Raw genomic sequence first — 23,527 nt, forward strand, 5'->3', positions numbered from 1 at the left:
TCGTCAATGGGCCAGACGCGGGGCCAGATCGGCCAGCGTGGCGAGGATGTGGGTCAGGGTCTGGCGCAAGTGGGCGGTGCGGGCGGGGTGCAGGGCGAAGGGCGGTTCTTCCGCCGCCAGATGGCTGATCTGCGACAGCTCCATCTGGATGGCATGCACTTGCGCTTCGGGCCGGCCATAGTGCCGGGTGGTCCAGCCGCCCTTGAAGCGACCGTTGAGCACCCATGTGTGGCCAGAGGCGGCGGCAATCGCGCTCACCGCCTGTTGCAGTTCGGGCGCGCAGCTGGTGCCGGTGTTGGTGCCGATGTTGAGGTCGGGGAGCGTGCCGGGAAACAGCCACGGCACCTGTGAGCGGATCGAGTGGCAGTCGTAGAGTATCGCCACGCCATGTTTTGCGCGGACGCGGGCGATTTCGGACGCGAGGGCGGCGTGGTAGGGCTGGTGAACGGCTTGCAGCCAGTGCGCGACGTCTGCCGCTTGAGGCGGCTGGTGCCAGATCGGCACGTTGTCGAAGGTGGTGTCCGGGATCAGCCCGGTGGTGGTCTGGCCGGGGTAGAGGCTGGTGCCACTGGGGTCGCGGTTGAGGTCGATCACATAGCGCGACTGGGTGGCCGTCACCGTGGTCAGGCCGGGGATCAGGTTGGCGTAGAGGGTGTGGATATACCAGTCGGTGTCGCGCAGCAGGCGGCCTTCGGCGTTCAGCCGCGCGGCGACTTCGGGCGGGACTTCGGTGCCGACATGCGGGAAGGCGAGGATGACGGGGCCATCGCCCTGTTGCACCTGAACGGCCTGCATCACGCCACCCATGGCAGAAGGTCGGCCCCTGCCGCCTCCAGCGCGCCGGAGGCGACCAGATCGCCTGCCGCCTCCATATCCGCGCCCATGAAGCGGTCGGCCTCCAGCGCCGGGATGCGGTCGCGGATCGCGGCAATCGCGGCCTGCAAGGCGGGCGAGGTTGCCAGCGGCCCGCGCAGGCCGACGCCTTGGGCGGCCACCATCGCCTCGACCCCGATGATCCAGTTCAGGTTCTGCGTCATCGCCAGCAGGCGGCGCGCGCCGTGGCAGGCCATGGAGACGTGATCTTCCTGATTGGCCGAGGTGGGGGTGCTGTCGACCGAGGCCGGGTGGGCCAGCATCTTGTTTTCGCTCATCAACGCGGCGGAGGTGACTTCGGCGATCATCAAGCCGGAGTTCAGCCCCGGTTTGGGCGTGAGGAACCCCGGCAGGCCGAAGTTCAGTGCGGGGTCCACCAGCAGGGCGATGCGGCGCTGGGCGATAGCGCCGATTTCGGCCACGGACAGCGCCACGATGTCGGCGGCGAAGGCCACGGGTTCGGCGTGGAAGTTGCCGCCCGACACCACCGAGCCGTCTGACAGGACCAGCGGGTTGTCGGTGGCGGCGTTCGCCTCGATCTCCAAGGTGCGGGCGGCGCCCCGCAGAATATCCAGCGCGGCCCCGGCGACCTGCGGATGGCAGCGGATGCAATAGGGGTCTTGCACCCGTTCATCGCCCGTCTCATGGCTGTCGCGGATCTGGCTGCCCGCCAGCAGGGAGCGCAAGCTGGCCGCGACGTCGATCTGGCCCTGATGGCCGCGAAGCTCATGGATCTCAGCCGCGAAGGGCGCGGTTGAGCCCATGGCGGCATCGGTGGACAGGGCGCCGGTGACGATGGCCGCGCGCAGGGCGCGTTCGGCGCGGAACAGTCCGGCGAGGGCCAGCGCGGTAGAGACCTGCGTGCCGTTGATCAGCGCCAGCCCTTCCTTGGCGGCCAGCACCACGGGGGCAAGCCCGGCCCTGCGCAGCGCATCGGCCCCGGGCTGGCGGGTGTCACCGACAAACGCCTCGCCCTCGCCGATCATTACCGCTGCCATATGGGCCAAGGGGGCCAGATCGCCCGAGGCACCGACCGAGCCTTTTTCGGGGATCACCGGCAGGATGTTGTGGGCCAGCATCCCCTCAATCAGCGCCACCACGTCGGGCCGCGTGCCGGATGCGCCTCGGCCCAGCGACATCAGCTTGAGTGTCAGGATCATCCGCACCACCGCCGGGTCGAGCGGGGCGCCCACGCCGCAGCAATGCGACAGGATCAGGTTGCGCTGCAATTGCGCCACATCAGCTTGCGCGATGCGGATGGAGGCGAGTTTGCCAAAACCGGTGTTGACGCCGTAGACCGCTGCGTCGCCTGCGGCGACTTCGGCAATGCGTGCGGCGGCGCGCGCGACCGCAGGGGCGCAATCTGGGGTCAGGCGCGGGCTGCCGCCCTGCCAGTACAGATCGCGCAGGGTGGCCAGTGGCACCGCGCCGGGGGTCAGGATCATTTGGGTCATGCGACCAGCTCTCCTTGATAAATCCGGGCGTGCAGCGGGTTGAACCCGATCCGCGCCACCAGTTGCGCCGGGGTGTCCACGTCCCACAGTGCCATGTCGGCGGCCAGACCGGGCGCGATGCGCCCGGTGACGTTTTGCAGGCCCAGCGCCTGCGCGGCATGCGCTGTAACCCCCAACAGGCATTCGGCCACGGTCATGCGAAAAAGCGTCGCCCCCATGTTCATCGTGAGCAGAATAGAGGTCAGCGGTGAGGTGCCGGGGTTGCAATCGGTGGCAAGTGCCATTGGCACGCCCGCCGCGCGGAAGGCCGCAACGGGCGGCAATTTGGTTTCGCGCAAGGTGTAGAAGGCACCGGGCAACAGCACCGCCACGGTGCCGGAGGCCGCCATGGCTTGCGCATCCGCCTCGGTCGCATATTCCAGATGATCGGCCGACAGGGCGTTGTAGGCGCAGGCAAAAGCGGTGCCACCGAAGGGCGACAGTTGCTCGGAATGGATTTTCACTGGCAGGCCAAGGGCGCGGGCGCGGCCATAAAGCGGGGCAAGTTGGGCGGGGGTGAAGGCGATGCCTTCGCAGAAGCTGTCCACCGCATCGACCAGGCCTTGGGCATGGGCCGCGTTCAGCCCGGCGATGGCGACTTCGGCGATGTAGGCGTCGGGGCGGCCTTCATACTCTGGCGGCAGGGCGTGGGCGGCGAGCCATGTGGTGCAGACCCTGACCTTGCGCGCCTGCCCCAGTGCGCGGGCGGCGCGCAGCATGGTCAGCTCGGCCTCGACCGACAGGCCGTAGCCGGATTTGATCTCGACCGTGCAGGTGCCTTCGGCCAGCAGATGATCCAGCCTTGGCAGGCTGGCTGCGACCAGTGCCGCGACATCCATCGCGCGTGTGGCGCGCATGCTGGATGTGATGCCGCCACCCGCCTGCGCGATCCGGGTGTAGGGCACGCCGTCCAGCCGCATCTCGAATTCCGCCGCGCGGTCGCCGCCGAAAACGATGTGGGTGTGGCAATCTATGGGCGCGGGGGTGAGCAAACGGCCACCACAATCGACGATGCGGTGGCCATTGCGGGGAAGGGCCGGGCCGACGGCAACGATCCGTCCGCCTTCGGTCAGCACCTCCAGCGCGCCCGGCTGCGGGGCGCGGTCAATGCCGCCATCGGCGGTGACAACGCGGGCATTGGTCCATAGCGTGGCTGGCATGGTGGCCCCTTGAGGATGGAAAAGGTTTTGCTTCCTTTGTGTCGTTTTCAAGTATATACATAATAAGCACCGCCTGCATAGCCCTTTTGTCAAAGGACCGCGCCATGATCCTTCACGCCCGGACTGCCCTTTTGCCCCAGGCTTGGGCGCGCGATGTGCGGCTGGTGCTGGCCGGGGGGCGGATTGCCAGCGTCACCATCGGTGCCCCGCCGCAGCCCGGTGACCTGCGCGCCGATATTCTGCTGCCCGGTCTGCCAAACTTGCACAGCCATGCCTTTCAGCGCGGGTTTTCGGGGCTGACCGAACAGCGCGGCCCGGGGCGTGACAGCTTCTGGACCTGGCGCGAGATGATGTACCGCTTTGCCCTGCAGCTTTCGCCCGAGGCGATGCAGGCGATTGCGGCGCTGGCCTATGTCGAGATGCTGGAGGCGGGGTTTACCCGGGTGGGCGAGTTCCACTATCTGCACCATGCGCCGGATGGTGCGCCCTATGACACCCCCGCCGAGATGTCGGCGCGGATCTTTGCCGCCGCCGAGGAGACCGGGATCAGCCTGACCCATCTGCCGGTGTTCTATGCCCATGGCGGCTTTGGCCCCAAAGCGGCGGGCGAAGGTCAGCGGCGGTTTCTGCACGACCCGGACGGCTTTGCGCGTCTGGTGGAGGCCTGTGATGCGATGGCGCGTCCGCAGGACCGTGTGGGGCTGGCACCACATTCGCTGCGTGCGGCGACGGTTGAGCAGATCACCGGGTTGGCGCAGGCCTTTCCGGGGCGGCCCTTTCACATCCATATTGCCGAACAGGTGCAGGAGGTGGACGATTGCCTTGCCTTTTGCGGCCAGCGCCCGGTTGCGTATCTGCTGGATCAGGCCCCGGTCGGGCCTGACTGGTGCCTGATTCACGCCACCCATCTGACCCCCGCAGAGGTGCAGGGGATTGCCGCCAGCGGTGCCGTTGTGGGCCTGTGCCCGATCACCGAGGCCAATCTGGGCGATGGGATTTTCCCCGCCGAGCCGTTTCTGGCGGCGGGCGGGCGGTTCGGGCTTGGCACCGACAGCAATGTGCAGATCACGGCGGCGGGAGAGGCGCGGATGCTGGAATATTCGCAGCGCCTGCACAGCCGGGCGCGCAATGTGTGTGCCGACACCGGGTCTACCGGGGCGCGGCTGTTTCAGGGTGCTGCCACGGGCGGGGCGCAGGCGCTTGGGGCCCCGGCCCCGCAGATCAGCACCGGTGCACCCGCCGATCTGGTGGCGCTGCACGACCCGATGGGCCTTGATATGGCCGATGACCGTTTGCTGGACCGCTGGATGTTCGGGCGTGACCTGGGGGTTGCTGATGTCTGGGCGACAGGGCGGCATGTGGTGCAGGGTGGACGGCACATCGCGCGTGACGGCATCGTGCAGGCCGCCGCAAAGGCCTGTCGCGCGCTGATCTGACCTGACCCGGACTGTCGGGCACCCAACGGGGTGCGGATTGTTGCGCCTTCGCCGCAACTGTCGCCGCAATGCAGCAAATCCTTCACACGGCCGTTGCGCTTTTGCGCCAAAGGTTGGTGCAAAGGGCGAAGCGGAGCAGGCGCATGACCAGATCAGTCCGACATCACAGCGCCTTGTTCCTGTCTGATCTGCATCTTGGGGCTTTGGGCAGCCGGGCAGACCTGATCCTGTCTTTCCTGCAGCACAACCATGCGAACACCTACTTTCTGGTCGGCGATGTGCTTGACCTGTGGCAGCCGCTGTTGCCGCATTGGACAGAGGACGCGCAGCGGGTGGTCGATCATCTGCGCGACCGGCAGACGGCCGGAGCCGTGATCCATTATTTGCGCGGCAACCATGACCCGGACCCGACGCTGGCACCCGCCCCCAAGCATCTTGCCGTGGCGGCTGTGGATCATGTGATCCATGAGGCCGGGGATCAGCGCCGCTATCTGGTGCTGCACGGCGACATTGCGGATGCACGGATGGTCCGTTCGCACACGATGACCCGTCTGGGCAGCCGGATCGACCATATGCTGCGCCTGCTTGACCGTGGGCTGTCCGTGCTGCGGCGCGGCACCTCGGCAGAGGCGCGCAGCACCATCGAGGCGCTGCTGGCCGGGGTCAATTCGCTTTTGTACCGGGGGCGCAAGCATGAACGCCATCTGGTGGAAATGGCGCGGCAGCACGGTGTGCATGGGGTGATCTGCGGGCATTTCCACATCGCGGGCCTGCATGATGACCACGGGCTGACCTATGCCAACTGTGGCGACTGGCTGGACAGCATGACGGCACTGGCGGAGCATTCCGACGGCAGTCTGCGGCTGCTGTCCTGGCGGCCGGTGGCTGCGGCGATCAGCACGGGAATGGCGTCGCAGGATCTGGAGGGAGCAGCATGATGGCTTTGGCATTGACCGCATTGGCCGCCGGGCTTTTGCTGGCGCATCTGGTGGCCGTGGGGCTGTATCTGCATCGGCTTGGCCGCAAGGCACCGGCGAAAGGTGTCATCGGCCAGCCGTTTGTGACGCTGTTGCGGCCGGTGTGCGGGGTGGATGCGTTTGACGAAGAAACGCTGCAATCGTCCTTTGATCAGGACTATCCCCGCTATGAGATCATCTTTTGCGCGCAAACCTCGGATGACCCGGTGATTGCTTTGGTCAATCAGTTGATCGCGCGCAATCCCCATGTGCCCGCGCGCCTGTTGATCGGGATGGACCGGATTTCGGGCAATCCCAAGCTGAACAACGTGCTGAAGGGCTGGAACGCGGCCAGCGGCGACTGGGTCTGCATGACCGACAGCAATCTGATGCTGCCGCCGGACTATCTGGCGACGGTCGTCGGCAGCTGGGGACCGGCGACGGGGCTGGTGTCTTCGCCCCCGGTGGGATCGCGCCCGCAGAACCTGGGCGGATTGCTGGAGTGTGCCTTTCTCAACAGCAATCAGGCGCTGCTGCAACATGCCGCCGCCAGCGTCGGCCCCGCCTATGCGCAGGGCAAGACGTTGTTTTTCAACAAGCCTTTGCTGGAACATGCCGGTGGGTTGCGGGAACTGGGCCAGACACTGGCCGAAGATGCCGCCGCCACACAGATCACGCGGGCACTGGGGCGTGAAGTGACGCTGACCCCCCTGCCCTTTGCCCAGCCGATCGGGCGGCGCAGCATGGTGCAGGTCTGGAACCGCCAGCTGCGGTGGAGCCGGGTGCGGCGTGACGCCTTTCCGGTGCTGTTTGCCTTTGAGGTTCTGAACGGTGGTGTGGTGCCGGTTGCAGCCGCGTTCGGGGCCGTGATGCTGACAAGGGCCGATCCAGTCTTTGGTCTGGTCTATGCGGCTGTGTGGTATCTGTCGGAAGTTTTTGTTGCCGCCCGCGCGGGTTGGCCTTCGGGTCTGTGGGCGGTACCGGTTTTGCTGCTGCGCGACCTGATGATGATGCCGATCTGGCTGGCCACCTTCCTGCGGCGGGGCTTTGACTGGCGGGGCACGACGCTGTCGCCTTCGTCCAGCGCCCTGCCTGCCGAGTAGGCGCATGACCGAAGCCGATGTCGGCGCGCTGATCCGCGACTATGGGTTGCTGATCATTGCGCCTTTGGCCCTGCTGGAAGGGCCGGTGGTGTCTGTCGTGTCAGGGTATCTGGCAAAGGCGGGGCTTGTGCCGCTGCACTGGGTGTTCGGGGTTCTGGTCGTGGCCGATCTTGCCGGCGATCTGCTGATGTACTGGATCGGGCGCCGGGGGCGCGCCGGTCTGGCGCTACCCTGGCTGGCGCGTTTTGGCGTGACGCGGCGGCGGCTGGCAACCGCGCTGCGGGCCTTCCGGCGCAATGGCGGGCGGCTTCTCGTGCTTGGCAAGCTGACGCATTCGGCGGGCTTTGCCGTGTTGCTGGCGGCGGGCATGGCACGGATGCCTGTGATGCGCTTTTTGGTGCTGAACACCTTGGCAACCCTGCCTAAGACTGCCGTCTGCCTTGCCATCGGCTGGTGGTTCGGCGCGGTGACGGACCGGGTCGGCAACGGGCTGATCGGTGGGGCACTTCTGGTGCTGTTCTGCATTTTTGTGCTGGCCATGTTTCATGTCACATCCCGCAGCGAGAGAGACAAATGACACCGACCTTCACCTGTCTGATCCCCGCGCATAACGAGGCCGCGCGGATCGCTGGCGTTCTGGCGGCCGTGCAGGGGCACCCGATGATCCAGTCCGTCGTGGTGGTGGATGACGGATCGGGCGATGACACTGCCGCCATCGCCCGGGCGGCCGCGGTGCAGGTGTTGCGGCTTTTCCCCAACCGGGGGAAGTCGGCGGCGCTGGCGCACGCGCTGGCCCGCGTCCGCACCAGCCATGTGCTGCTGCTGGATGCCGACCTGACCGGGTTGGGTGCCACAGACCTGTCACGCCTGATGGCACCGGTGGCAGAGGGGCAGGCCGATGTGGCGCTGTCGTTGCGGGGGAACGCGCCCCGGGTCTGGCATTGGCTGGGCGTCGACTACATCACAGGTGAGCGGGTGCTGCCGATGTGGCTGATCCGGCCTCTGCTGCCCGGTATGAAGGCGCTGCCGCGCTTTGGGGTGGAAGTGTTCCTGAACACCCATATTCAGGCCGCCGGTCTGTCGGTGGCCATTGTCCGCTGGGCCCGCGTTTCCAGCCCGTCGAAGGCGCAGAAGACCGGCTGGCGGGCGGGTATCCTTGCCGATATCGGCATGATGCGCGACATTCTGGTCACCGTGTCGATCACGACAACCTTTCGCCAGATCACCTTTTTGCGCCGGGCCAGTGGCGGTGCCGCAAAAGCGCAGATGCAGACCGAGATGGCCGAAAGCCTGCCGCAGCGTTTTGTGCACTGGGTGACAGAGCAGGGCCAAAGACGCGCCAGCCGCGCCGCATCAAACCGGGATGCAAAGGGCTGAGACCGGCCGGATCTTTGCGCCTGTGCGCTGACAGCGGTTGCTTGCCGCTGGCGATTGCTGCCAAGCTTGCGGCAACTGGCTAAGGCAAAGGCGGGCAGATGGAACCCATTCAGCACAGGGCGGGACGACGGGTGGTTGTGACCGGGGCCGGCGGTTTTGTCGGCAGGGCGGTTGTGCAAACGCTTTTGGCAACCGGTCATCGCGCGATCGGAGTGTGCCGGACCGCCCCGGATGTGCCTTTGCCGGGGGGAGTGGAGGCTGTCTGCGCCGATCTGGCGACCGACCCGCTGCCCCCTGTGCTGGCAGGGCTGCGGCCCGACACCATCATCCACTGCGCAGGTCTGACCCATGCGCCCGAGACCGGGGAGGGCCGGGCCGCGCTGACCGCCGCCAACCTGACCGCCACGGTGCGGCTGATTGAAGCCGCCGCGCGCCTGCCGCAGCCCGTGCGGTTGGTGGTGGTGTCGTCAGCCGCGATCTATGCGCCGATGCCAGAGGGTCTGGCGGCCACCACCGAAGATCATCCGCTGCGCCCAGCCGGGGCCTACGGGGTCAGCAAGGCGGCGGCGACGCTGCATGCGCTGGCGCAGGCGGAGCGGCTTGACCTTGATCTGGCGGTCGCCGTCCCGTTCAATGTGACCGGCCCCGGCCAGCCCGCGCATCTGGTGCCCCAGGTGTTTGTCGCACGGCTGCGCGCCGATCCTTCGGCATTTGCCCTGTCCAATCCCCAATCGGTGCGCGACTGGGTGGATGTGCGCGATGTGGCGGCGGCGCTGGTGATGCTGGGCCAGCCGCAGGGTCCGCGTGGGGTGTTCAATGTGGCCACAGGTCTGGGGCACAGTCTGCAAGAGGTTCTGGACGTGCTGTGCCGCATTGGCGGCTGGCAACCGGTTGTCCGCGAAGGCGCTGCGCACAACGTGGCTGGCGTCACCAGAAGCATCGGAAGCCCCGCGCGTCTGGTGGCGGCCACCGGCTGGACCCCGAGGGTTTCGCTGGAGGACAGTCTGCGCGACATGATCCGGACGGCATCTTAAGCAGGAAGATCGCGTGACAGCCAGTTGCGCAGCGGGCCGGTTCAGACGGGGCAAACCAGTTCGGCACCTGCGTTCGCGCCTGCCGCTGTCGGTCTTTCCCCAGCCGGCTTTGCCAGTTCGATCAGAATGATCGCCGGATTGCGCAGCCTGGCCGCAGCGCAATCCTGCGACAGGCGGGCCAGCGTGGTCGTAATCGCGCGCTCATCGGGACGCGAGATATTGGCGGCAACCGTCACCGGCTGACCGGGTGCCACACCGGCCAGCAGCAATTGCGCGGTCAGCGCGTCGAGTTGCTTCATCGCCATGTAGAACACCAGTGACGTGCCGGGACGCGCCATTTCGGCCACGCCCGATGGCATGTCGCCGGTGCAGCAGGTTGCCGTGGCCAGCACCACCCGGTCTGTCGCCCCGCGCAGGGTGAGCGGCTGGCACAGGCTGGCCGCAGCGGCAGAGGCGGCGGTGACGCCGGGGATGATGTCGATGGGAATCCCATGGGCGCGGGCGGCGGCGATTTCTTCGCCTGCGCGCCCGAAGATCGAAGGGTCACCCGATTTCAGCCGCACCACATGCTTGCCCTGCAGCGCGGCGGCGACGATGGTGGCGTCGATGCGGGATTGCGGCCAGCTGTGGGCGCCGACCTCTTTGCCGACAAAGACGCATTCCGCGCCGGGGCGGGCGAAGGCCAGCACTTCAGGGTCGACCAGCCGGTCGTAGTAGATGACATCGGCCTGCCCAAGGCAGCGCACCGCCCGCAGCGTCAGATGGTCCGCCGCGCCCGGCCCGGCCCCGACCAGCGTGATGCGCCCGCGTGGTGCCTTGTCCAGATCGGGGAGGATGGTGGCGGGGTTCTGAAGAAAGCTCATTCGGCGGCCTCGCGGTGGCTGTGACGGGACAAAAGGGCGGCAAGTTCCGGGCGGCAGGAGCCGCAATTGGTGCCCGCGCCAAGGGCGGCACCGATGGCATCAACGCTCATCAGCCCGTCGCCGGTGATGGCGCGCAGGATGGTGTTGAGCCCGACATTCAGACAGGCGCAGACCGTTGGCCCCGGATCGGGGCGGTCGGCTGCGGGGCGGCCTGCCAGCACCGACAGGTCGGTGGTGCCAAGGGCGGTGGTCAGGTGGGCGCGCGACAGCAGGACCGGAGTGCGCGCGATGAACAAGGCGGCGACAAGCTTGCCATGAGAAGTAAAGGCCATGCGATGTACGCCCTGCGCCGGGTCTGACACCATCGCCGAGGGGGATGGCAGGTCAAACAGGGCAGAGGCCCATGCAGGCCAGTCCTCTGGTGCCACCTGCCCTGCCAGTTCCAGCTGGATGCCGCCCGCAGTCCGGCCCTCGGCCCAATAGTCGCAGGCCGGGGTCACATCGCGGTGTGACAGGGCAAAGCCGTACCAGCCGGCGGCAAAGGGGCGGATGGCCACAGTTGCGGATTTGCTGGCGGGTTGGCCGGACACGGGGTCTGTCAGGCCCGGAACCAGCGCATCAATGCGGCCCGTGGGGGCGGTCTCACCCGTCCAGTGCATCGGGGCGAAGGGGTGGCCGGGCTGGACCTTGTCGCTGATCATGACGCGCAGGATGCAGCGGCCATGGCTGTTGCTGACCTCGGCCAGAGAGGCGGGGGCCAGCCCCAGACCCGCAGCATCAGCGGGGTGCAGTTCCAGATACGGTTCGCCCAGATGCTGCGTCAGGCGCGGGGCCATGCCGGTGCGGGTCATGGTGTGCCATTGGTCGCGTACGCGGCCGGTGTTCAGGCGGAATGGCAGGGCCTTGGTCACTGCGGCGGGCAGGCTGGCGGTGACGGGCATCATGCGGGCACGGCCATCGGGGGTGTGAAAGCGGCCATCGGCAAAGAACCTGCCGCCCCGCTTGGCGGCCTGCGGCCAGACAACCGGGGCAAAGGCTTCGTAAGCGGTGCCGACCAGCCCCGAGATGTCGAAATCGCTGCCCAAGGTGCCAGCCACACCGGACAGGCGGGCGTATTCATCAAAGATCTGCGCGGGGCTGTCCCAGTCAAACCCCGCAAACCCCATGCGCTGCGCCACTTGTGCCAGCTGCCACCAATCCGCCCGGGCCTGACCGGGGGGCGGGGCAAAGCCACGCTGGCGGCTGATCATGCGCTCAGAGTTGGTGACGGTGCCGTTCTTTTCGCCCCAGCCTGCGGCGGGCAGCAGCACATGCGCCAGACGGGCGGTGTCGGTGTTGGGCCAAAGGTCGCTGACCGCGACGAAATCGCAAGCAGCGATGGCACGGGCCACGCGATCCGCGTCGGGCATGGTGACGGCGGGGTTGGTGTGCAGGACCCACAGCGCCCTGATCCGCCCGTCTTCAACCGCGCGGAACATGTCCACCGCCTTCAGCCCCGGCTGGGTTGCCATGGCGGGTGCGGCCCAGAAGCCTTGTACCGCGTCGCGGTGGGTGGGGTTTTCAAGATCCAGATGGCAGGCGAGCATATTGGCCAGCCCCCCCACCTCGCGCCCGCCCATGGCATTGGGCTGACCGGTGATGGAAAACGGCCCCATGCCGGGGCGGCCGATGCGGCCGGTGGCAAGGTGGCAGTTGAGGATGGCATTCACCTTGTCGGTGCCAGAGTCGGACTGGTTTATGCCTTGGGAATAGACGGTGACCACCCGTTCGGTGCTGGCCCAGAGGGTGAGGAAGGCGGCCAGATCCGCCGGGGGCAATCCGGTTGCGGCGGGGGTGCTGATGCGCGCGCTGGCAAGGGCCGCGTCCAGCCCGGTCACATGGTGCAGGAAGTCCGGGTTCAGGTGACCCTGATCCGCAAGCTGACACAGCAGCAGGTTGAACAGATGCGCATCCGCGCCGGGGGCCAGCGCAAGGTGCAGATCGGCCCCTTCGCAGGTGGCGGTGCGGCGCGGGTCGATGACGACGATTTTCAATGCAGGCCGTACGGCTTTGGCGGCCATCAGGCGCTGGTGCAGCACCGGGTGGCACCACGCCAGATTGCTGCCGACCAGCACCACCAGATCGGCCAGTTCCAGATCCTCATACTGGCCCGGCACGGTGTCGGAGCCGAAGGCGCGGCGGTGGCCTGCTACGCTAGACGCCATGCACAGGCGGCTGTTGGTGTCGATATTGGCGCTGCCGATGAAGCCTTTCATCAGTTTGTTGGCGACGTAGTAATCTTCGGTCAGGAGTTGGCCGGAGACATAAAGCGCCACCGAGTCCGGCCCGTGGGCTGCGATGGTTTGCGAAAACCGTGCCGCCACTTCGTCCAGCGCGCTGTCCCAAGTCGCCTGTTGCCCACGGATCATCGGCGACAGGAGCCGCCCCTCGGTGGACAGGGTTTCACCCAGTGCCGCGCCCTTGACGCACAGGCGGCCCCGGTTGGCCGGGTGGTCGGGGTCGCCCTTGATCTGCACGCCGCCCCTGCCATCCGGCGTGGCGATCACGCCGCAGCCGACGCCGCAATAGGGGCAGGTTGTGCTGACCCCGGTCATGCGGCGCTGCGCCGGGCAAGGCGGGTGGCGTCCAGCAGCACGCGGCCCGCTTCCAGCCGCACCGCGAAGGTCTGCACCGCGCCATCATCGGCACCCTGCGCTTGCCCGGTGTTCATGTCGAACACCCAGGCGTGCAGCGGGCAGGTGACCGATGTGCCATGCACGATGCCTTCGGACAACGGCCCGCCCTTGTGCGGGCAGCGGTCTTCCAGCGCGAAGACCTGATCATCGGCAGTGCGGAACACCGCGATGCAGCCCAGCACGGTTTTCACCAGCCGCGCGCCCTGACGCGGAATGTCTTCCAATGCGGCGATGTCGATGAATGCGGTCATTCTGCGGCCCTCAGCGTCAGGTCGGCTATCGGGGCCCAGTCTGCCGGTTTTGCGGCAAGGTCGGCCCATGGGTCGGTTTGATATATCGACTGCGACAGCATGAAACGGTCATACAGCGCGCGGCGCGTGGCCGGGTCTTCGACCTGCGCGCGGCACCAATCGAGCCCCACCTTGGCCACCCATTTGTAGATGCGGTGCAGATAACGGGCGTTTTCGCGGTAAAGCTGGGTAAAGGCGGCGATCACCTCCATGACCTCGGCCTCGGTGGTGACCTTGCACAGAAACTCGGTTTCGCGCACGTCCATGCCTGCGGCCCCGGCCACGCTGATCTCATACCCTGAGTCCACGCAGACCACGCCGATGTCCTTGCAGGTGGCTTCGGCACAGTTGCGCGGGCAACCCGAGACGCCCAGTTTCACCTTAGCGGGGGTCCATGAGCCCCAGAGCAGTTTTTCCAGCTGTATGCCCAGCCCGGTACTATCCTGGGTGCCAAAGCGGCAGAAGTCGGTGCCGACGCAGGTTTTCACGGTGCGCAGGCCCTTGGCATAAGCGTGGCCCGAGACCATTCCGGCGGCGTTCAGGTCGGACCAGATGGCGGGCAGATCTTGCTTTTTCACGCCCAGAAGGTCGATCCGCTGGCCGCCGGTGACCTTGACCATCGGGACGCCGTAGCGGTCGGCGGCATCGGCGATGGCGCGCAATTCAGCCGGCGTGGTGACGCCGCCCCACATGCGCGGCACAACGGAATAGGTGCCATCCTTCTGGATATTGCCGTGGTTGCGTTCGTTCACGAACCGCGACTGGCGGTCATCGGTGTAGTCCATCGGCCAGTCGGCGATCAGGTAGTAGTTCAGCGCAGGACGGCACGACGCGCAGCCGCCCACGGTTTTCCAGCCCAGGTCCTGCATCACAGCGGGAATGGATTTCAGGCCCATCGACTTGATCAGCCTGCGCACGTCTTCATGGGTGTGATCGGTGCATTTGCACATGGGCGGGTTGGCATTGGCGCTGAAGCTGTCGCCCAGTGTCAGGGCCATCACCTGTTCCACGAGGCCCGTGCAGGTGCCGCAGCTGGCACTGGCTTTTGTGGTGCTGCGCACAAGTTCCAGCGTGGTGGCCCCGCCGCCGATGGCGGTCACGATTTTTCCCTTGCACACGCCGTTGCAGCCACAGATTTCCGCCTCAGGCGGCAAGGCTGCAACGGCTGCCAGAGGGTCCGTTTGGGCACCTCCCTGAAAGGCCGGGCCAAAGATCAGCGTGTCGCGCAGATCGGTGACATCGCGGCGCTGTTTGATCAGGTCAAAGAACCACGCGCCATCGGCGGTATCGCCATACATCACCGCGCCGATCAGGTGCGCGCCCTCAAGGATCAGGCGCTTGTAGACGCCGCGCCCCGGATCGCGGAACACGATATCCTCGCGCCCCGGTGCATCGGCGAAATCGCCGGCGCTGAACAGATCGACGCCAGTGACCTTCAGCTTGGTGGCGGTTTGCACGGGTTTGAAGGCGGCCTGTTGACCCAGCAACGTGGCTGCCAGCACCTTGGCCTGATCATACAGCGGCGCGACGAGGCCGAACACCTGCTTGTCATGCTCCACACATTCGCCCAGCGCGAAGATTGCGGGATCGGATGTGCGCATCTGGTCATCGACCGTGATGCCACGCCCCACGTCGAGATGCGCGTCATTGGCCAGCCGCACCTCGGGCCGGATGCCGACGGCCATGCAGACCAGATCAGCGGGGTAGACGGTGCCGTCTTCCAGCAAAACCGCCTCCACCCTATCCGTGCCCAGAATGGCTTTGGTGGCCCCCTTGCAATGGATGCGGATGCCGCGGCGTTCGAGATCCTTTTGCAGCAGATATCCGGCGGCGGGGTCGAGCTGACGTTCCATCAGGTGGCCCATCAGGTGGATGACCGTTACCTCGGCCCCGCGCGCGGCCATGCCTGCGGCGGCCTCAAGCCCCAGCAGACCGCCACCGATCACTACGGCGCGTGCACCGGGGCGGCTGGCGGCAATCATCGCATTGGTGTCTTCCAGATCACGGTAGGCGACCACGCCCGGCAAATCCTTGCCCGGCACCGGCACGATGAACGGGGCCGACCCGGTGGCGATGACCAGCGCGTCATAGGGCACGCCGCCGGTGTTGGACGTGACGATGCGGTTGGCGCGGTCGATCTTGACCACGGGTTCACCAAAGCGGCAGTCGACGCCATGGGCCTGATACCAGTCTGCATCATGCGTCACGATCTGGTCGTAGGTTTTTTCCCCGGACAGCACCGGCGACAGCATCAGCCGGTTGTAGTTGCCGCGCGGTTCCGCGTTGAACAGGGTGACGTCGAAATTGCCCCCCGCCTCAAACACAGCCTCCAGCATGCGGCCCGAGGCCATGCCTGCGCCGACCACCACAAGTTTCTGTTTCATGATCTTTACTCCGCCGCTTCGACGAAGCGGTGACGTTCATAGAGGAACCGCAGCACCGCTTCGCGGGCGCGGACGTAATCGGGATGGCTGGCAAGCGCGATGCGGTCGCGCGGGCGGGGGATGGCAACCTCCAGCACCTCGCCGATCGTGGCCGCCGGGCCGTTGGTCATCATCACGATGCGGTCGGCCAGCAACACGGCTTCATCGACATCATGGGTGATCATGATCATGGTGTTGCCAAGGCGGGCGTGGATATCCATGACCGCATCCTGCAGATGCGCCCGGGTCAGCGCGTCGAGCGCGCCGAAGGGTTCATCGAGCAGCAGCACCTTGGGTTCCATCGACAGGGCGCGGGCAATGCCCACCCGCTGCCGCATGCCGCCCGAAATCTCGCCGGGGCGTTTGTCGGCGGCATGGATCATCTGCACCAGATCAAGGTTCTGCATGATCCAGTCGTGGCGTTCCGCCCGCGTCTTGGTGCCGGAAAACACCTTGGAAACCGCCAGCTTCACGTTGTCATAAACGGTCAGCCAGGGCAGCAGGCTGTGGTTCTGGAACACCACGGCGCGTTCCGGCCCCGGTGCGTTCACCTCGCGGCCTTCCAGTTTCAGGGCACCCGTGGTCACGTCGGTCAGGCCCGCGATCAGGTTCAGCAAGGTGGATTTGCCACAGCCGGAATGGCCGATGATCGAGACGAATTCGCCCTTGTCGATGGTCAGGCGGATGTCTTGCAGAACCTCGGTCACCTTGGAGCCGTTGGTGAAGGTTTTGCTGATGCGGTCGATGTGCAGGTATTTTGTCGGTGCCATGGTCATGATGCTGTTCCTCTTGAGACGACAGAACCGATCCAGCCCACCAGACGGTCCAGCACAAAGCCGGTCACCCCGATGTAGATCAGTGCCACGATGATGTCGGTCAGGCGCGAGGAATTCCACGCATCCCAGATGAAGAACCCGATGCCCACGCCGCCGGTCAGCATCTCAGCCGCAACGATGGCGAGCCAGGACAGGCCAACCCCGATGCGCAGGCCGGAAAAGATGTAGGGTGCGGCAGAGGGGACCATGATCTTCCAGAAGAACTCGATCTGGTTCAGGCGCAACACGGCGGCGACATTGCGGTAATCCTGCGGAATGGCGCGGACCCCGGCGGCGGTGTTGATGATGATGGGCCAGATCGCGGTGATGAAGATCACGAAGATCGCGCTTGGCCGGCTGTCCATGAAGGCGGCCAGGCTGATGGGCAGCCAGGCCAGTGGCGGCACTGTGCGCAGCACCTGAAAGATCGGGTCGAAGCCGCGCATCATCAGCGCCGACTGGCCAATGACCGCGCCCATCAGCACGCCCGCCACGGCGGCAAGGCCAAACCCGTAGGCCACCCGTTCAAGCGAGGTCAGCACCCGCCAGCCAAGGCCGATGTCCTGCGAGCCGTAGACAAAGAACGGATCAAGGATCAGCTCGCTGCTTTCGGCCCAGACCTTGGTGGGTGTGGGCAACCCGGCATCAGGGCCGGAAAAGGCGATCTGCCAGATCGCCAGCAGCACGAACAGCACCACCAGCGGCGGCAGGACCGACGAGACGATCCATGCCAGCGACTTCTGCGCCCATTGCCCGGATTTCGCGGCAACCGGCAGCGGCACCACCTGCGCCGGGGGGTGTTTGGCCGGGGCGGGGGTTTTCTTGAGCACTACAACAGACATGCCCACCCCCTTACACCATGGCCTTGATCGACTGGCTGTCGAGATAGGCATCTGCATTGGCGGGGTCGAAGATCTTGCCGTCAAAGAACGTCTCTGTGCCCCGGCTGTCGCCAAAGGCGCTGGTGTCGATCCCCAGACCCGCCGCCGCCTGCAGCCACAGATCGCTGCGGTTGGTGGCGTCAACAGTGGCCTTGGTGTCCAGATCGCCGGGGAAGTACCCCCAGCGCTTGTTTTCGGTGATGAACCACGCATCCAGCGACTTCCACGGGAAGGAGGTGGCCCCACCCCGCCAGAACTTCATCGCCAATGCCGGGTCCGATGCGGTGCGGCCGTTGCCATAGTTCACTTCGCCTTTGATACGGCCGATGATGTCGCCGACGGGCACGTTGTACCATTGCCGGCGCCCAATGATTTCGGCCATCTCGTCCTTGTTGGCGGCGTCTTCGCACCAGATCTGCGCCTCCATCACCGCCATCATCAGGGCGAGGGTGGCGTTCGGGTTGGCGTCGACCCATGCGGCCCGCATGCCCAGCACCTTTTCGGGGTGGTTGGCCCAAACCTCGCCGGTGGTGGCCGCGGTGAAACCGATGCCCTGGTTGACAAGTTGTTCGTTCCACGGCTCGCCCACACAGAAGGCCTCCATATTGCCGACCTTCATGTTGGCCACCATTTGCGGCGGCGGCACCACGATCAGATCGACGTCTTTCGTCGGGTCGATCCCGCCTGCGGCCAGCCAGTAGCGCATCCACAGATCATGGGTGCCACCGGGGAAGGTCATGGCGACCGGGATTTCCTGCCCGGCGGCGCGTTTGGCGGCAAAGGCCTCGCGCAGCGGTGACGAATCCAGCCCGACGCCGGTATCGGCGTAGGCTTGCGCCACCGACAGGCCCTGACAATCCTCGTTCAGGCTCAGCAGGGTATACATCGGCAGCGGCTGGTTGTTCTGCATGACCTTGCCGGTGGCATACAGATGCACCTTGGGGCGCAGGATATGGCCGCCATCAATGCCACCACCTGCCGACCCAAGGGCCATGTTGTCGCGCGTGGCCCCCCAGCTGGCCTGCTTTTCCACCTTCACATCGGGCATGCCGTGTTTGGCGTAGAAGCCTTTTTCAAAGGCGATGATCAGTGGCGCGGAATCGGTCAGGGCGATGTAGCCCAGCGTGCAGCCGGTGACCTCGGGCGTGGGGGTGGCGGCCCATGCCCCGCCCGGCAGGGCAAGGCGGGCGCCTGCGGCGGTTGCGGCGACGCTGACGGCGGATTTCAGAAAGCTGCGGCGGGTGGGCTGGATCAGGGTCATGTGGCGTGTCCTCTGGCAAAGGCCGGGCCGGCGGGTGCGCGGCGGGCTTGGGCTGAACGGCAAAAAGCCACCTCGATCACTGCCTCGGCTTGAGGACAGGATGGGTGGCGGCATTGCCATTTTGGGGGACCGCATCTTTGCGGAAATCACGGCGGCCGACAGCGCCATTGCTTGCGGCCTAGTTTCATCATGTGCCACAGGCCGTATCCGGTCAAGCGCTGCACTGCAGTATCGCGCTTGCAGCATTGCTTTTGCGCAAAGGCCGAAGGCTCTGCCCAATCCTTCAGCGCAGCGTAAACGCCGGATCAAAGGTTTCGCCGTCAAAGAACGCATCGGGGGCCAGAATCATCTGGCCTTTTTCCGAGGCCACCGCTGTCGGGTGCGCCATCGCGCCCTCAATCCGGGCCGAAGCGCCGGGCAGATCTGCGCCTGCGCTGCGCAGATGCTGGCGGTAGAGGTCGGTACGGAAGCATTCCGTCGCTTGCTCCATCGCGCGCGCCACGTCCAGCCCGTGCTGCCCGGCAATCCGCCGCGCCAGCAGCGCCGCCAGACTGCGCCAGGGAAAATTCACCGAGCCGTCGTGAAACCGGATGAAGCCCGGAAACTGCCGCACCTCGCCTGCAGCACTGACATGCAGCCGGCCCAGCAACCCGCGTTCCGTCAGTTCCGGCGGCAGGTTCAGATAGTCGGGGCGCGACAGGATTTCGGCGGCCGTGCCCCGGTTGTCGGGCCGGTCGAGCCAGCGGCAGGCGCGCCAGACCGCACGCATCAGCCGCCCGGTTTCGTCGGGGCGGGCCTCGGTAAAGTCGCGGGTCAGCACCAGCCCCTTTTCCGGCGGCGATGCCCAGATTGCCCGCCCCGCCAGCAAAAGCGCGCCGACCCCGGTTTCCACGGCATAAGACGCCCAAGGCTCGCCCACACAAAAGGCGTCCACCTCGCCCGCTGCCAGCGCATCGGCCATCAGCGGCGGGGGCACGGTATGGATGGTCACGCGCGCGCCCAGATCGGTGCCGTCCAGCCAGCGACGCACAAGCTCTGCCTGCGTTGAGAAGGGGAATGGCACACCCACGCGCAACGGCCCGTCCGCCACGCCCGCCAAAGCGGTGCGCGCCGCGACCGGATCGTCAAAGCCAAAGCCATGCCCCTGCGCCCGCATCGCGTTGGCCAATGCAGCACTGACCGCAATAGCCTGCCCGCCCACCGACAGCATCATCACCAGATCAAAGCGCGGATAGTCCGGGCCAAGCCCAAGGGTCTGTGCAATCGGCAACGGCACCAGCATGTGCGCGGCATCAATGCCGCCCATGCCCAGCAAATCACGGCTTTGCGCCCAGCTTTGCACCCGGATCAGATCAAGATGCAGCCCTTCCTCAGCCGCAAAGCCAAGTTCCTGCGCCACGATCAGGGGGGCCGCGTCGGTCAGCGGCACATAGCCAAGGCGCAGCGGGGTGAGGCTCATGTCAGCAATCCCGCCGCCATGACCAGCTGCTGTGCGATATCGGCGACCCGCCGCTTCTGATCCATCGCGGTTTTGCGCAAGAGGGCATAGGCGGCTTCCTCATCAATCCCGCGCGCCTTCATCAGGATGGCCTTGGCGCGGTCGATGATCTTGCGATCCTCCAGCGCGGCCTTGGTGGCGGCCAGTTCGGCGCGCATCTTCTGGAACATGTGAAAGCGGGCAATGGCAGCATCGAGCACCGGCTTGATCCGTTCGGGCTGCAAGCCATCCACCACATAGGCCGACACCCCGGCCTCTATCGCGGCGCGGGTCAGTTGTTCATCGGACCGGTCGACGAACATGGCCACCGGGCGTTCCATCGGGCCGGAGACCAGCGCCAGTTCTTCAAGCACGTCGCGCGACGGATCGGCCACATCGATGAGCACGATGTCGGGTTTCTGGTCGGCGATTCTGCGGGCCAGACCGGTTTTTTCGGAAATGACCGTGATCGCATGATCGCCCGAGGCCATAAGGCCATCGACAATGCGCAGCGCCCGGTCCCGGTCGCGCTCGACCACAATGATGGAAAGCCGTGCCATGTTGATCACCCCGTCAGAGAGAAAAGCGGCGGAGCAAGAGCGTGTGCGACCGGCCTTGGCATTGTGGGGTCACCGACCCCGGAAACCGCCCGAAAATTCCCCAAATTTTTCCGATCTGCCTATGGCTTAATCGTCACAAGAACAGAAATTGCCGCAGGGTCTGCGGGATTTGCCCGGGGAGCGCAAACCGCACGCAAACCGGCAATTTTCCGCAAAGTCGGAAAGCGATCACGCCAAGTCGCCGCCGCGATACGACGGCTGCGGCAAAACAATATCGTGCGGCTTTAAGGTGCCGCTGACGACAGCGGAGAATTGGGCAGAGCGAGGTCCAGATGCTGAGCCAGGACGGAATCCGTACACAACTGCAGTCGCGCAAGGCAAATTTTGCCCTGTCGCGCGACCTTTATTGCGATCCGGGCGTCTATCAGACCGATCTGGAGCAGATCTGGTACAAGGAGTGGCTGTTCGCCGTGCCAGCCTGCGAGCTGGTCAAAGCCGGGTCTTACGCGACATTGCAGGTCGGGGATTACCCTGTGGTGATCGTGCGCGGCACCGATAGCCGCATCCGGGCGTTTCACAATGTCTGCCGCCATCGCGGCCAGCGGCTGTGCGCCAAGACCAGCGGCACGGTGACCAAGCTGGTGTGCCCCTATCACCAGTGGACCTATGATCTGGATGGCAAGCTGGCCTGGGCGCGCGACATGGGCGCGGATTTCAACCCCGCCGCTTACGGGTTGAAAAAGGTGCATTGCGTTGATCTGGGCGGAGTCGTCTACATTTGTCTGGCCGAGGTGCCGCCCGCCATTGCCGATCTGGCCCGCACGGCTGCGACGTATCTGGCGCCTTCGGGCCTTGCCGATACCAAGGTGGCCTTTTCGTCCAGCATCGTGGAAAAAGGCAACTGGAAGCTGGTTATCGAGAACAACCGCGAATGCTATCATTGCGGTGGATCGCACCCCGCACTGTGCCGCACGTTTTCGGACAACCCCAAGATCGGCGCGATGGATGGCCCGCAGTCTGCCAGCCCGGAAATCCTTGCGCATTGGGAACGTTGTGAAGCGGCGGGTCTGCCGTCGCGGTTTGTGCATGCCCCGGATTTCCAGTGGCGGCTGGCGCGCATTCCGCTGCTGAACAACGCCGAAAGCTATACGATGAGCACCAAGGCGGCGGTGGCCAAGCGGATGGGCAAGATGCCGTTCAACGATGCGGGCAGCTTGCTGATGTACCACTACCCCAACACCTGGAACCACTTTCTTGGCGACCATGCCATCACCTTCCGCGTGCTGCCGATCAGCCCGACCGAGACGGAGGTGACCACCACCTGGCTGGTGCACAAGGACGCGGTCGAGGGCACGGATTACGATCTGGAAACGCTGACCCATGTCTGGCTGGCCACCAATGACGAAGACCGTCAGGTGGTCGAGGAAAACCAGAAGGGCATCCTGTCGCCCGCCTATGAGCCCGGCCCCTATTCGCCGATTCAGGAAGAGGGCGTGATCCAGTTCATCAACTGGTATTGCGACTCGATGGGCAAAAAGCTGACCCCCTCAACGTCGTTGGCGGCGGAGTAGACCATGCCGAACCAGCTGAACTGGGCCGCAAAGCCGTGGCAAGAGTCCGAGCCACTGGAATGCGCCATGGTGGTGCCCGACACGGCCGATACTGCCACCTTCACCTTCCGCGCGCCGTCGGGGGCATGGTTCGACTATCAACCGGGGCAATTCGTGACGCTGGACCTGCCCGTGCCGGGCGGCAACGTGCAGCGCACCTACACCATCAGCTCCAGCCCGTCGCGGCCCTTGTCGATTTCGGTCACCGTCAAGGCGCAGGCCACGTCCATCGGCACGCGCTGGATGCTGGACCACCTGAAACCCGGCATGCGGATAAAGGCGTACGGGCCATCGGGAATCTTCAGCTTTCACCGCCATCCGGCGCAGAAATACCTGTTCATCTCGGCCGGGTCGGGGATCACGCCGATGATGTCGATGACGACATGGGCGTGGGATTCCGGCGAGATGCCCGACATCGCCTTTGTCCACGCCGCCAAACGCCCGTCCGAGATCATCTTTCGCGAACGGCTGGAGCAGTTCGCCAACCGGGTGCCGGGGCTGAAGCTGCGGTTTACGGTGGAAGAGCCTGACCCGTTCCGCACCTGGCACGGGTTTCAGGGGCGCCTTTCACAGATCATGCTGGGCCTGATGGCCCCGGATTACCTTGAGCGCGAGGTGTTCTGCTGCGGACCAGAGCCGTTCATGCAGTCGGTGCGCGAGATGCTGGTGTCGATCGGCTATGACATGGACCGCTATCATCAGGAAAGCTTTGGCGCGCCGGTGCGCAAGGAAAGCGATGCCGAACCGATCACCGATGTGGTGCCTGATGCCGATACCCGCGCTGCCGTGACCTTCACCGCCTCCGGCGTCACTGCCGCCTGTGCGGAAACCGACACGGTGCTGGCTGTCGCGCGCAAAGCGGGCCTGAACATTCCGTCGGGCTGCACGTTCGGCCTGTGTGGTACATGCAAAGTGCGCAAGTCGGCTGGCGAAGTGCATATGGTGCACAACGGCGGCATTTCGGATGACGAGATTGCCGAAGGGTTCATTCTGGCCTGCTGTTCAAACCCCATCGGGCGGGTGAGCGTCGAGGTCTGACGCGCGCCTGCCCCGCCGAAAAAAGAACTGCGTCGCGAAGGCGGGGCAGCGCCGGGCACAAGGTTCCGCTGTAGCAACGGCGGCGCGGACGCCAGCAAGGGCGGTCCGGACCCGCCCGGAATGTTGTTCCGCCCCAACCCGGAACGGCAGGGCCGCGCGCCCCGGGCCCACCATTGAAACGCGCATCGGATCGGCGCATGTC

General features: G+C 65.7%; 20 protein-coding genes. 8 read left to right on the forward strand and 12 right to left on the reverse strand.

What is annotated here, in order from left to right:
• Positions 1–3 precede the first annotated feature (3 nt).
• From hutG to hutI, 3 genes are read right to left on the reverse strand one after another with little or no spacing between them, the layout of a single operon-like run.
• Positions 4–795, reverse strand: coding sequence for an N-formylglutamate deformylase (hutG, locus tag EEB11_RS07850; protein WP_135429980.1), 792 nt, complete (start codon positions 793–795; stop codon positions 4–6).
• Positions 795–2,327, reverse strand: coding sequence for a histidine ammonia-lyase (gene hutH, locus EEB11_RS07855; protein ID WP_135429981.1), 1,533 nt, complete (start codon positions 2,325–2,327; stop codon positions 795–797). Before hutH ends, hutG begins: the two co-directional genes overlap by 1 nt.
• Positions 2,324–3,526 (reverse strand): imidazolonepropionase, encoded by a 1,203-nt coding sequence (gene hutI, locus EEB11_RS07860; protein ID WP_135429983.1) that lies wholly within the window; start codon positions 3,524–3,526, stop codon positions 2,324–2,326. The genes hutH and hutI overlap by 4 nt, the downstream gene beginning before the upstream one ends.
• Positions 3,527–3,630: 104 nt before the next feature.
• On the opposite strand from hutI, the gene EEB11_RS07865 reads away from it, so the two are divergent.
• From EEB11_RS07865 to EEB11_RS07890, 6 genes are all read left to right on the forward strand, one after another.
• A complete protein-coding gene (locus tag EEB11_RS07865; protein ID WP_135429985.1) occupies positions 3,631–4,962 on the forward strand; it encodes a formimidoylglutamate deiminase in 1,332 nt (443 codons plus the stop codon).
• A 143-nt stretch (positions 4,963–5,105) separates the two neighbouring features.
• Positions 5,106–5,900 (forward strand): UDP-2,3-diacylglucosamine diphosphatase, encoded by a 795-nt coding sequence (locus EEB11_RS07870; RefSeq protein WP_167852693.1) that lies wholly within the window; start codon positions 5,106–5,108, stop codon positions 5,898–5,900.
• Positions 5,900–7,021, forward strand: a complete 1,122-nt coding sequence (locus EEB11_RS07875; protein ID WP_245298812.1) for a ceramide glucosyltransferase — start codon at positions 5,900–5,902, stop codon at positions 7,019–7,021. Before EEB11_RS07870 ends, EEB11_RS07875 begins: the two co-directional genes overlap by 1 nt.
• Positions 7,022–7,025: 4 nt before the next feature.
• Complete coding sequence (locus tag EEB11_RS07880; protein WP_135429991.1) at positions 7,026–7,598, forward strand: DedA family protein; 573 nt, start codon at positions 7,026–7,028, stop codon at positions 7,596–7,598.
• Entirely contained in the window at positions 7,595–8,398 is an 804-nt protein-coding gene (locus tag EEB11_RS07885; protein WP_135429993.1) for a glycosyltransferase family 2 protein, read from the forward strand. The genes EEB11_RS07880 and EEB11_RS07885 overlap by 4 nt, the downstream gene beginning before the upstream one ends.
• A 98-nt stretch (positions 8,399–8,496) precedes the next feature.
• Positions 8,497–9,432: an NAD-dependent epimerase/dehydratase family protein gene (locus EEB11_RS07890; RefSeq protein WP_135429995.1), complete on the forward strand. Its 936-nt coding sequence runs from the start codon at positions 8,497–8,499 to the stop codon at positions 9,430–9,432.
• A 41-nt stretch (positions 9,433–9,473) separates the two neighbouring features.
• On the opposite strand, the gene cobA is transcribed toward EEB11_RS07890, so the two are convergent.
• From cobA to EEB11_RS07935, 9 genes are all read right to left on the reverse strand, one after another.
• Positions 9,474–10,295 (reverse strand): uroporphyrinogen-III C-methyltransferase, encoded by an 822-nt coding sequence (gene cobA / locus EEB11_RS07895; RefSeq protein WP_135429997.1) that lies wholly within the window; start codon positions 10,293–10,295, stop codon positions 9,474–9,476.
• Positions 10,292–12,889: a nitrate reductase gene (locus EEB11_RS07900; protein WP_135429999.1), complete on the reverse strand. Its 2,598-nt coding sequence runs from the start codon at positions 12,887–12,889 to the stop codon at positions 10,292–10,294. The genes cobA and EEB11_RS07900 overlap by 4 nt, the downstream gene beginning before the upstream one ends.
• Positions 12,886–13,221 carry a nitrite reductase small subunit NirD gene (nirD, locus tag EEB11_RS07905; protein ID WP_135430001.1) on the reverse strand — a complete coding sequence of 112 codons (336 nt, stop codon included), beginning with the start codon at positions 13,219–13,221 and terminating at the stop codon, positions 12,886–12,888. Before nirD ends, EEB11_RS07900 begins: the two co-directional genes overlap by 4 nt.
• Positions 13,218–15,644, reverse strand: a complete 2,427-nt coding sequence (gene nirB, locus EEB11_RS07910) for a nitrite reductase large subunit NirB (RefSeq protein WP_135430003.1) — start codon at positions 15,642–15,644, stop codon at positions 13,218–13,220. The genes nirD and nirB overlap by 4 nt, the downstream gene beginning before the upstream one ends.
• A gap of 5 nt (positions 15,645–15,649) precedes the next feature.
• Positions 15,650–16,459 carry an ABC transporter ATP-binding protein gene (locus EEB11_RS07915; RefSeq protein WP_245298813.1) on the reverse strand — a complete coding sequence of 270 codons (810 nt, stop codon included), beginning with the start codon at positions 16,457–16,459 and terminating at the stop codon, positions 15,650–15,652.
• The gene (gene ntrB, locus EEB11_RS07920; RefSeq protein WP_135430005.1) at positions 16,456–17,340 is read right to left on the reverse strand and encodes a nitrate ABC transporter permease; all 885 of its coding nucleotides are present in this window, start codon (positions 17,338–17,340) and stop codon (positions 16,456–16,458) included. The genes EEB11_RS07915 and ntrB overlap by 4 nt, the downstream gene beginning before the upstream one ends.
• 10 nt (positions 17,341–17,350) lie before the next feature.
• The gene (locus tag EEB11_RS07925) at positions 17,351–18,640 is read right to left on the reverse strand and encodes a CmpA/NrtA family ABC transporter substrate-binding protein (protein ID WP_135430007.1); all 1,290 of its coding nucleotides are present in this window, start codon (positions 18,638–18,640) and stop codon (positions 17,351–17,353) included.
• Positions 18,641–18,923: 283 nt separating this feature from the next.
• Entirely contained in the window at positions 18,924–20,099 is a 1,176-nt protein-coding gene (locus EEB11_RS07930; protein ID WP_135430009.1) for an ABC transporter substrate-binding protein, read from the reverse strand.
• Positions 20,096–20,677, reverse strand: a complete 582-nt coding sequence (locus tag EEB11_RS07935; RefSeq protein ID WP_135430011.1) for an ANTAR domain-containing response regulator — start codon at positions 20,675–20,677, stop codon at positions 20,096–20,098. The genes EEB11_RS07930 and EEB11_RS07935 overlap by 4 nt, the downstream gene beginning before the upstream one ends.
• 332 nt (positions 20,678–21,009) lie before the next feature.
• Here EEB11_RS07935 and EEB11_RS07940 point away from each other — a divergent pair, with 332 nt between their 5' ends.
• Complete coding sequence (locus tag EEB11_RS07940) at positions 21,010–22,248, forward strand: aromatic ring-hydroxylating oxygenase subunit alpha (RefSeq protein ID WP_135430013.1); 1,239 nt, start codon at positions 21,010–21,012, stop codon at positions 22,246–22,248.
• 3 nt (positions 22,249–22,251) lie between these two features.
• Positions 22,252–23,325, forward strand: a complete 1,074-nt coding sequence (locus tag EEB11_RS07945; RefSeq protein WP_135430015.1) for an FAD-binding oxidoreductase — start codon at positions 22,252–22,254, stop codon at positions 23,323–23,325.
• The last annotated feature ends 202 nt before the right edge of the window (positions 23,326–23,527 follow it).

The sequence above is a fragment of the Pseudotabrizicola sediminis genome (assembly GCF_004745575.1).
Classification (GTDB): Bacteria; Pseudomonadota; Alphaproteobacteria; order Rhodobacterales; family Rhodobacteraceae; genus Pseudotabrizicola; species Pseudotabrizicola sediminis.

Coding starts and splice junctions, on each gene's coding strand:
- EEB11_RS07885 (WP_135429993.1), top strand. CDS start 7,595: ATGACACCGACCTTCACCTGTCTGATCCCCGCGCATAACGAGGCCGCG.
- EEB11_RS07940 (WP_135430013.1), top strand. CDS start 21,010: ATGCTGAGCCAGGACGGAATCCGTACACAACTGCAGTCGCGCAAGGCA.
- EEB11_RS07875 (WP_245298812.1), top strand. CDS start 5,900: ATGGCTTTGGCATTGACCGCATTGGCCGCCGGGCTTTTGCTGGCGCAT.
- EEB11_RS07865 (WP_135429985.1), top strand. CDS start 3,631: ATGATCCTTCACGCCCGGACTGCCCTTTTGCCCCAGGCTTGGGCGCGC.
- EEB11_RS07930 (WP_135430009.1), bottom strand. CDS start 20,099: ATGAGCCTCACCCCGCTGCGCCTTGGCTATGTGCCGCTGACCGACGCG.
- EEB11_RS07890 (WP_135429995.1), top strand. CDS start 8,497: ATGGAACCCATTCAGCACAGGGCGGGACGACGGGTGGTTGTGACCGGG.
- EEB11_RS07880 (WP_135429991.1), top strand. CDS start 7,026: ATGACCGAAGCCGATGTCGGCGCGCTGATCCGCGACTATGGGTTGCTG.
- EEB11_RS07900 (WP_135429999.1), bottom strand. CDS start 12,889: ATGACCGGGGTCAGCACAACCTGCCCCTATTGCGGCGTCGGCTGCGGC.
- hutG (WP_135429980.1), bottom strand. CDS start 795: ATGCAGGCCGTTCAGGTGCAACAGGGCGATGGCCCCGTCATCCTCGCC.
- EEB11_RS07915 (WP_245298813.1), bottom strand. CDS start 16,459: ATGACCATGGCACCGACAAAATACCTGCACATCGACCGCATCAGCAAA.
- hutI (WP_135429983.1), bottom strand. CDS start 3,526: ATGCCAGCCACGCTATGGACCAATGCCCGCGTTGTCACCGCCGATGGC.
- EEB11_RS07935 (WP_135430011.1), bottom strand. CDS start 20,677: ATGGCACGGCTTTCCATCATTGTGGTCGAGCGCGACCGGGACCGGGCG.
- nirB (WP_135430003.1), bottom strand. CDS start 15,644: ATGAAACAGAAACTTGTGGTGGTCGGCGCAGGCATGGCCTCGGGCCGC.
- cobA (WP_135429997.1), bottom strand. CDS start 10,295: ATGAGCTTTCTTCAGAACCCCGCCACCATCCTCCCCGATCTGGACAAG.
- EEB11_RS07870 (WP_167852693.1), top strand. CDS start 5,106: ATGACCAGATCAGTCCGACATCACAGCGCCTTGTTCCTGTCTGATCTG.
- hutH (WP_135429981.1), bottom strand. CDS start 2,327: ATGACCCAAATGATCCTGACCCCCGGCGCGGTGCCACTGGCCACCCTG.
- EEB11_RS07945 (WP_135430015.1), top strand. CDS start 22,252: ATGCCGAACCAGCTGAACTGGGCCGCAAAGCCGTGGCAAGAGTCCGAG.
- ntrB (WP_135430005.1), bottom strand. CDS start 17,340: ATGTCTGTTGTAGTGCTCAAGAAAACCCCCGCCCCGGCCAAACACCCC.
- EEB11_RS07925 (WP_135430007.1), bottom strand. CDS start 18,640: ATGACCCTGATCCAGCCCACCCGCCGCAGCTTTCTGAAATCCGCCGTC.
- nirD (WP_135430001.1), bottom strand. CDS start 13,221: ATGACCGCATTCATCGACATCGCCGCATTGGAAGACATTCCGCGTCAG.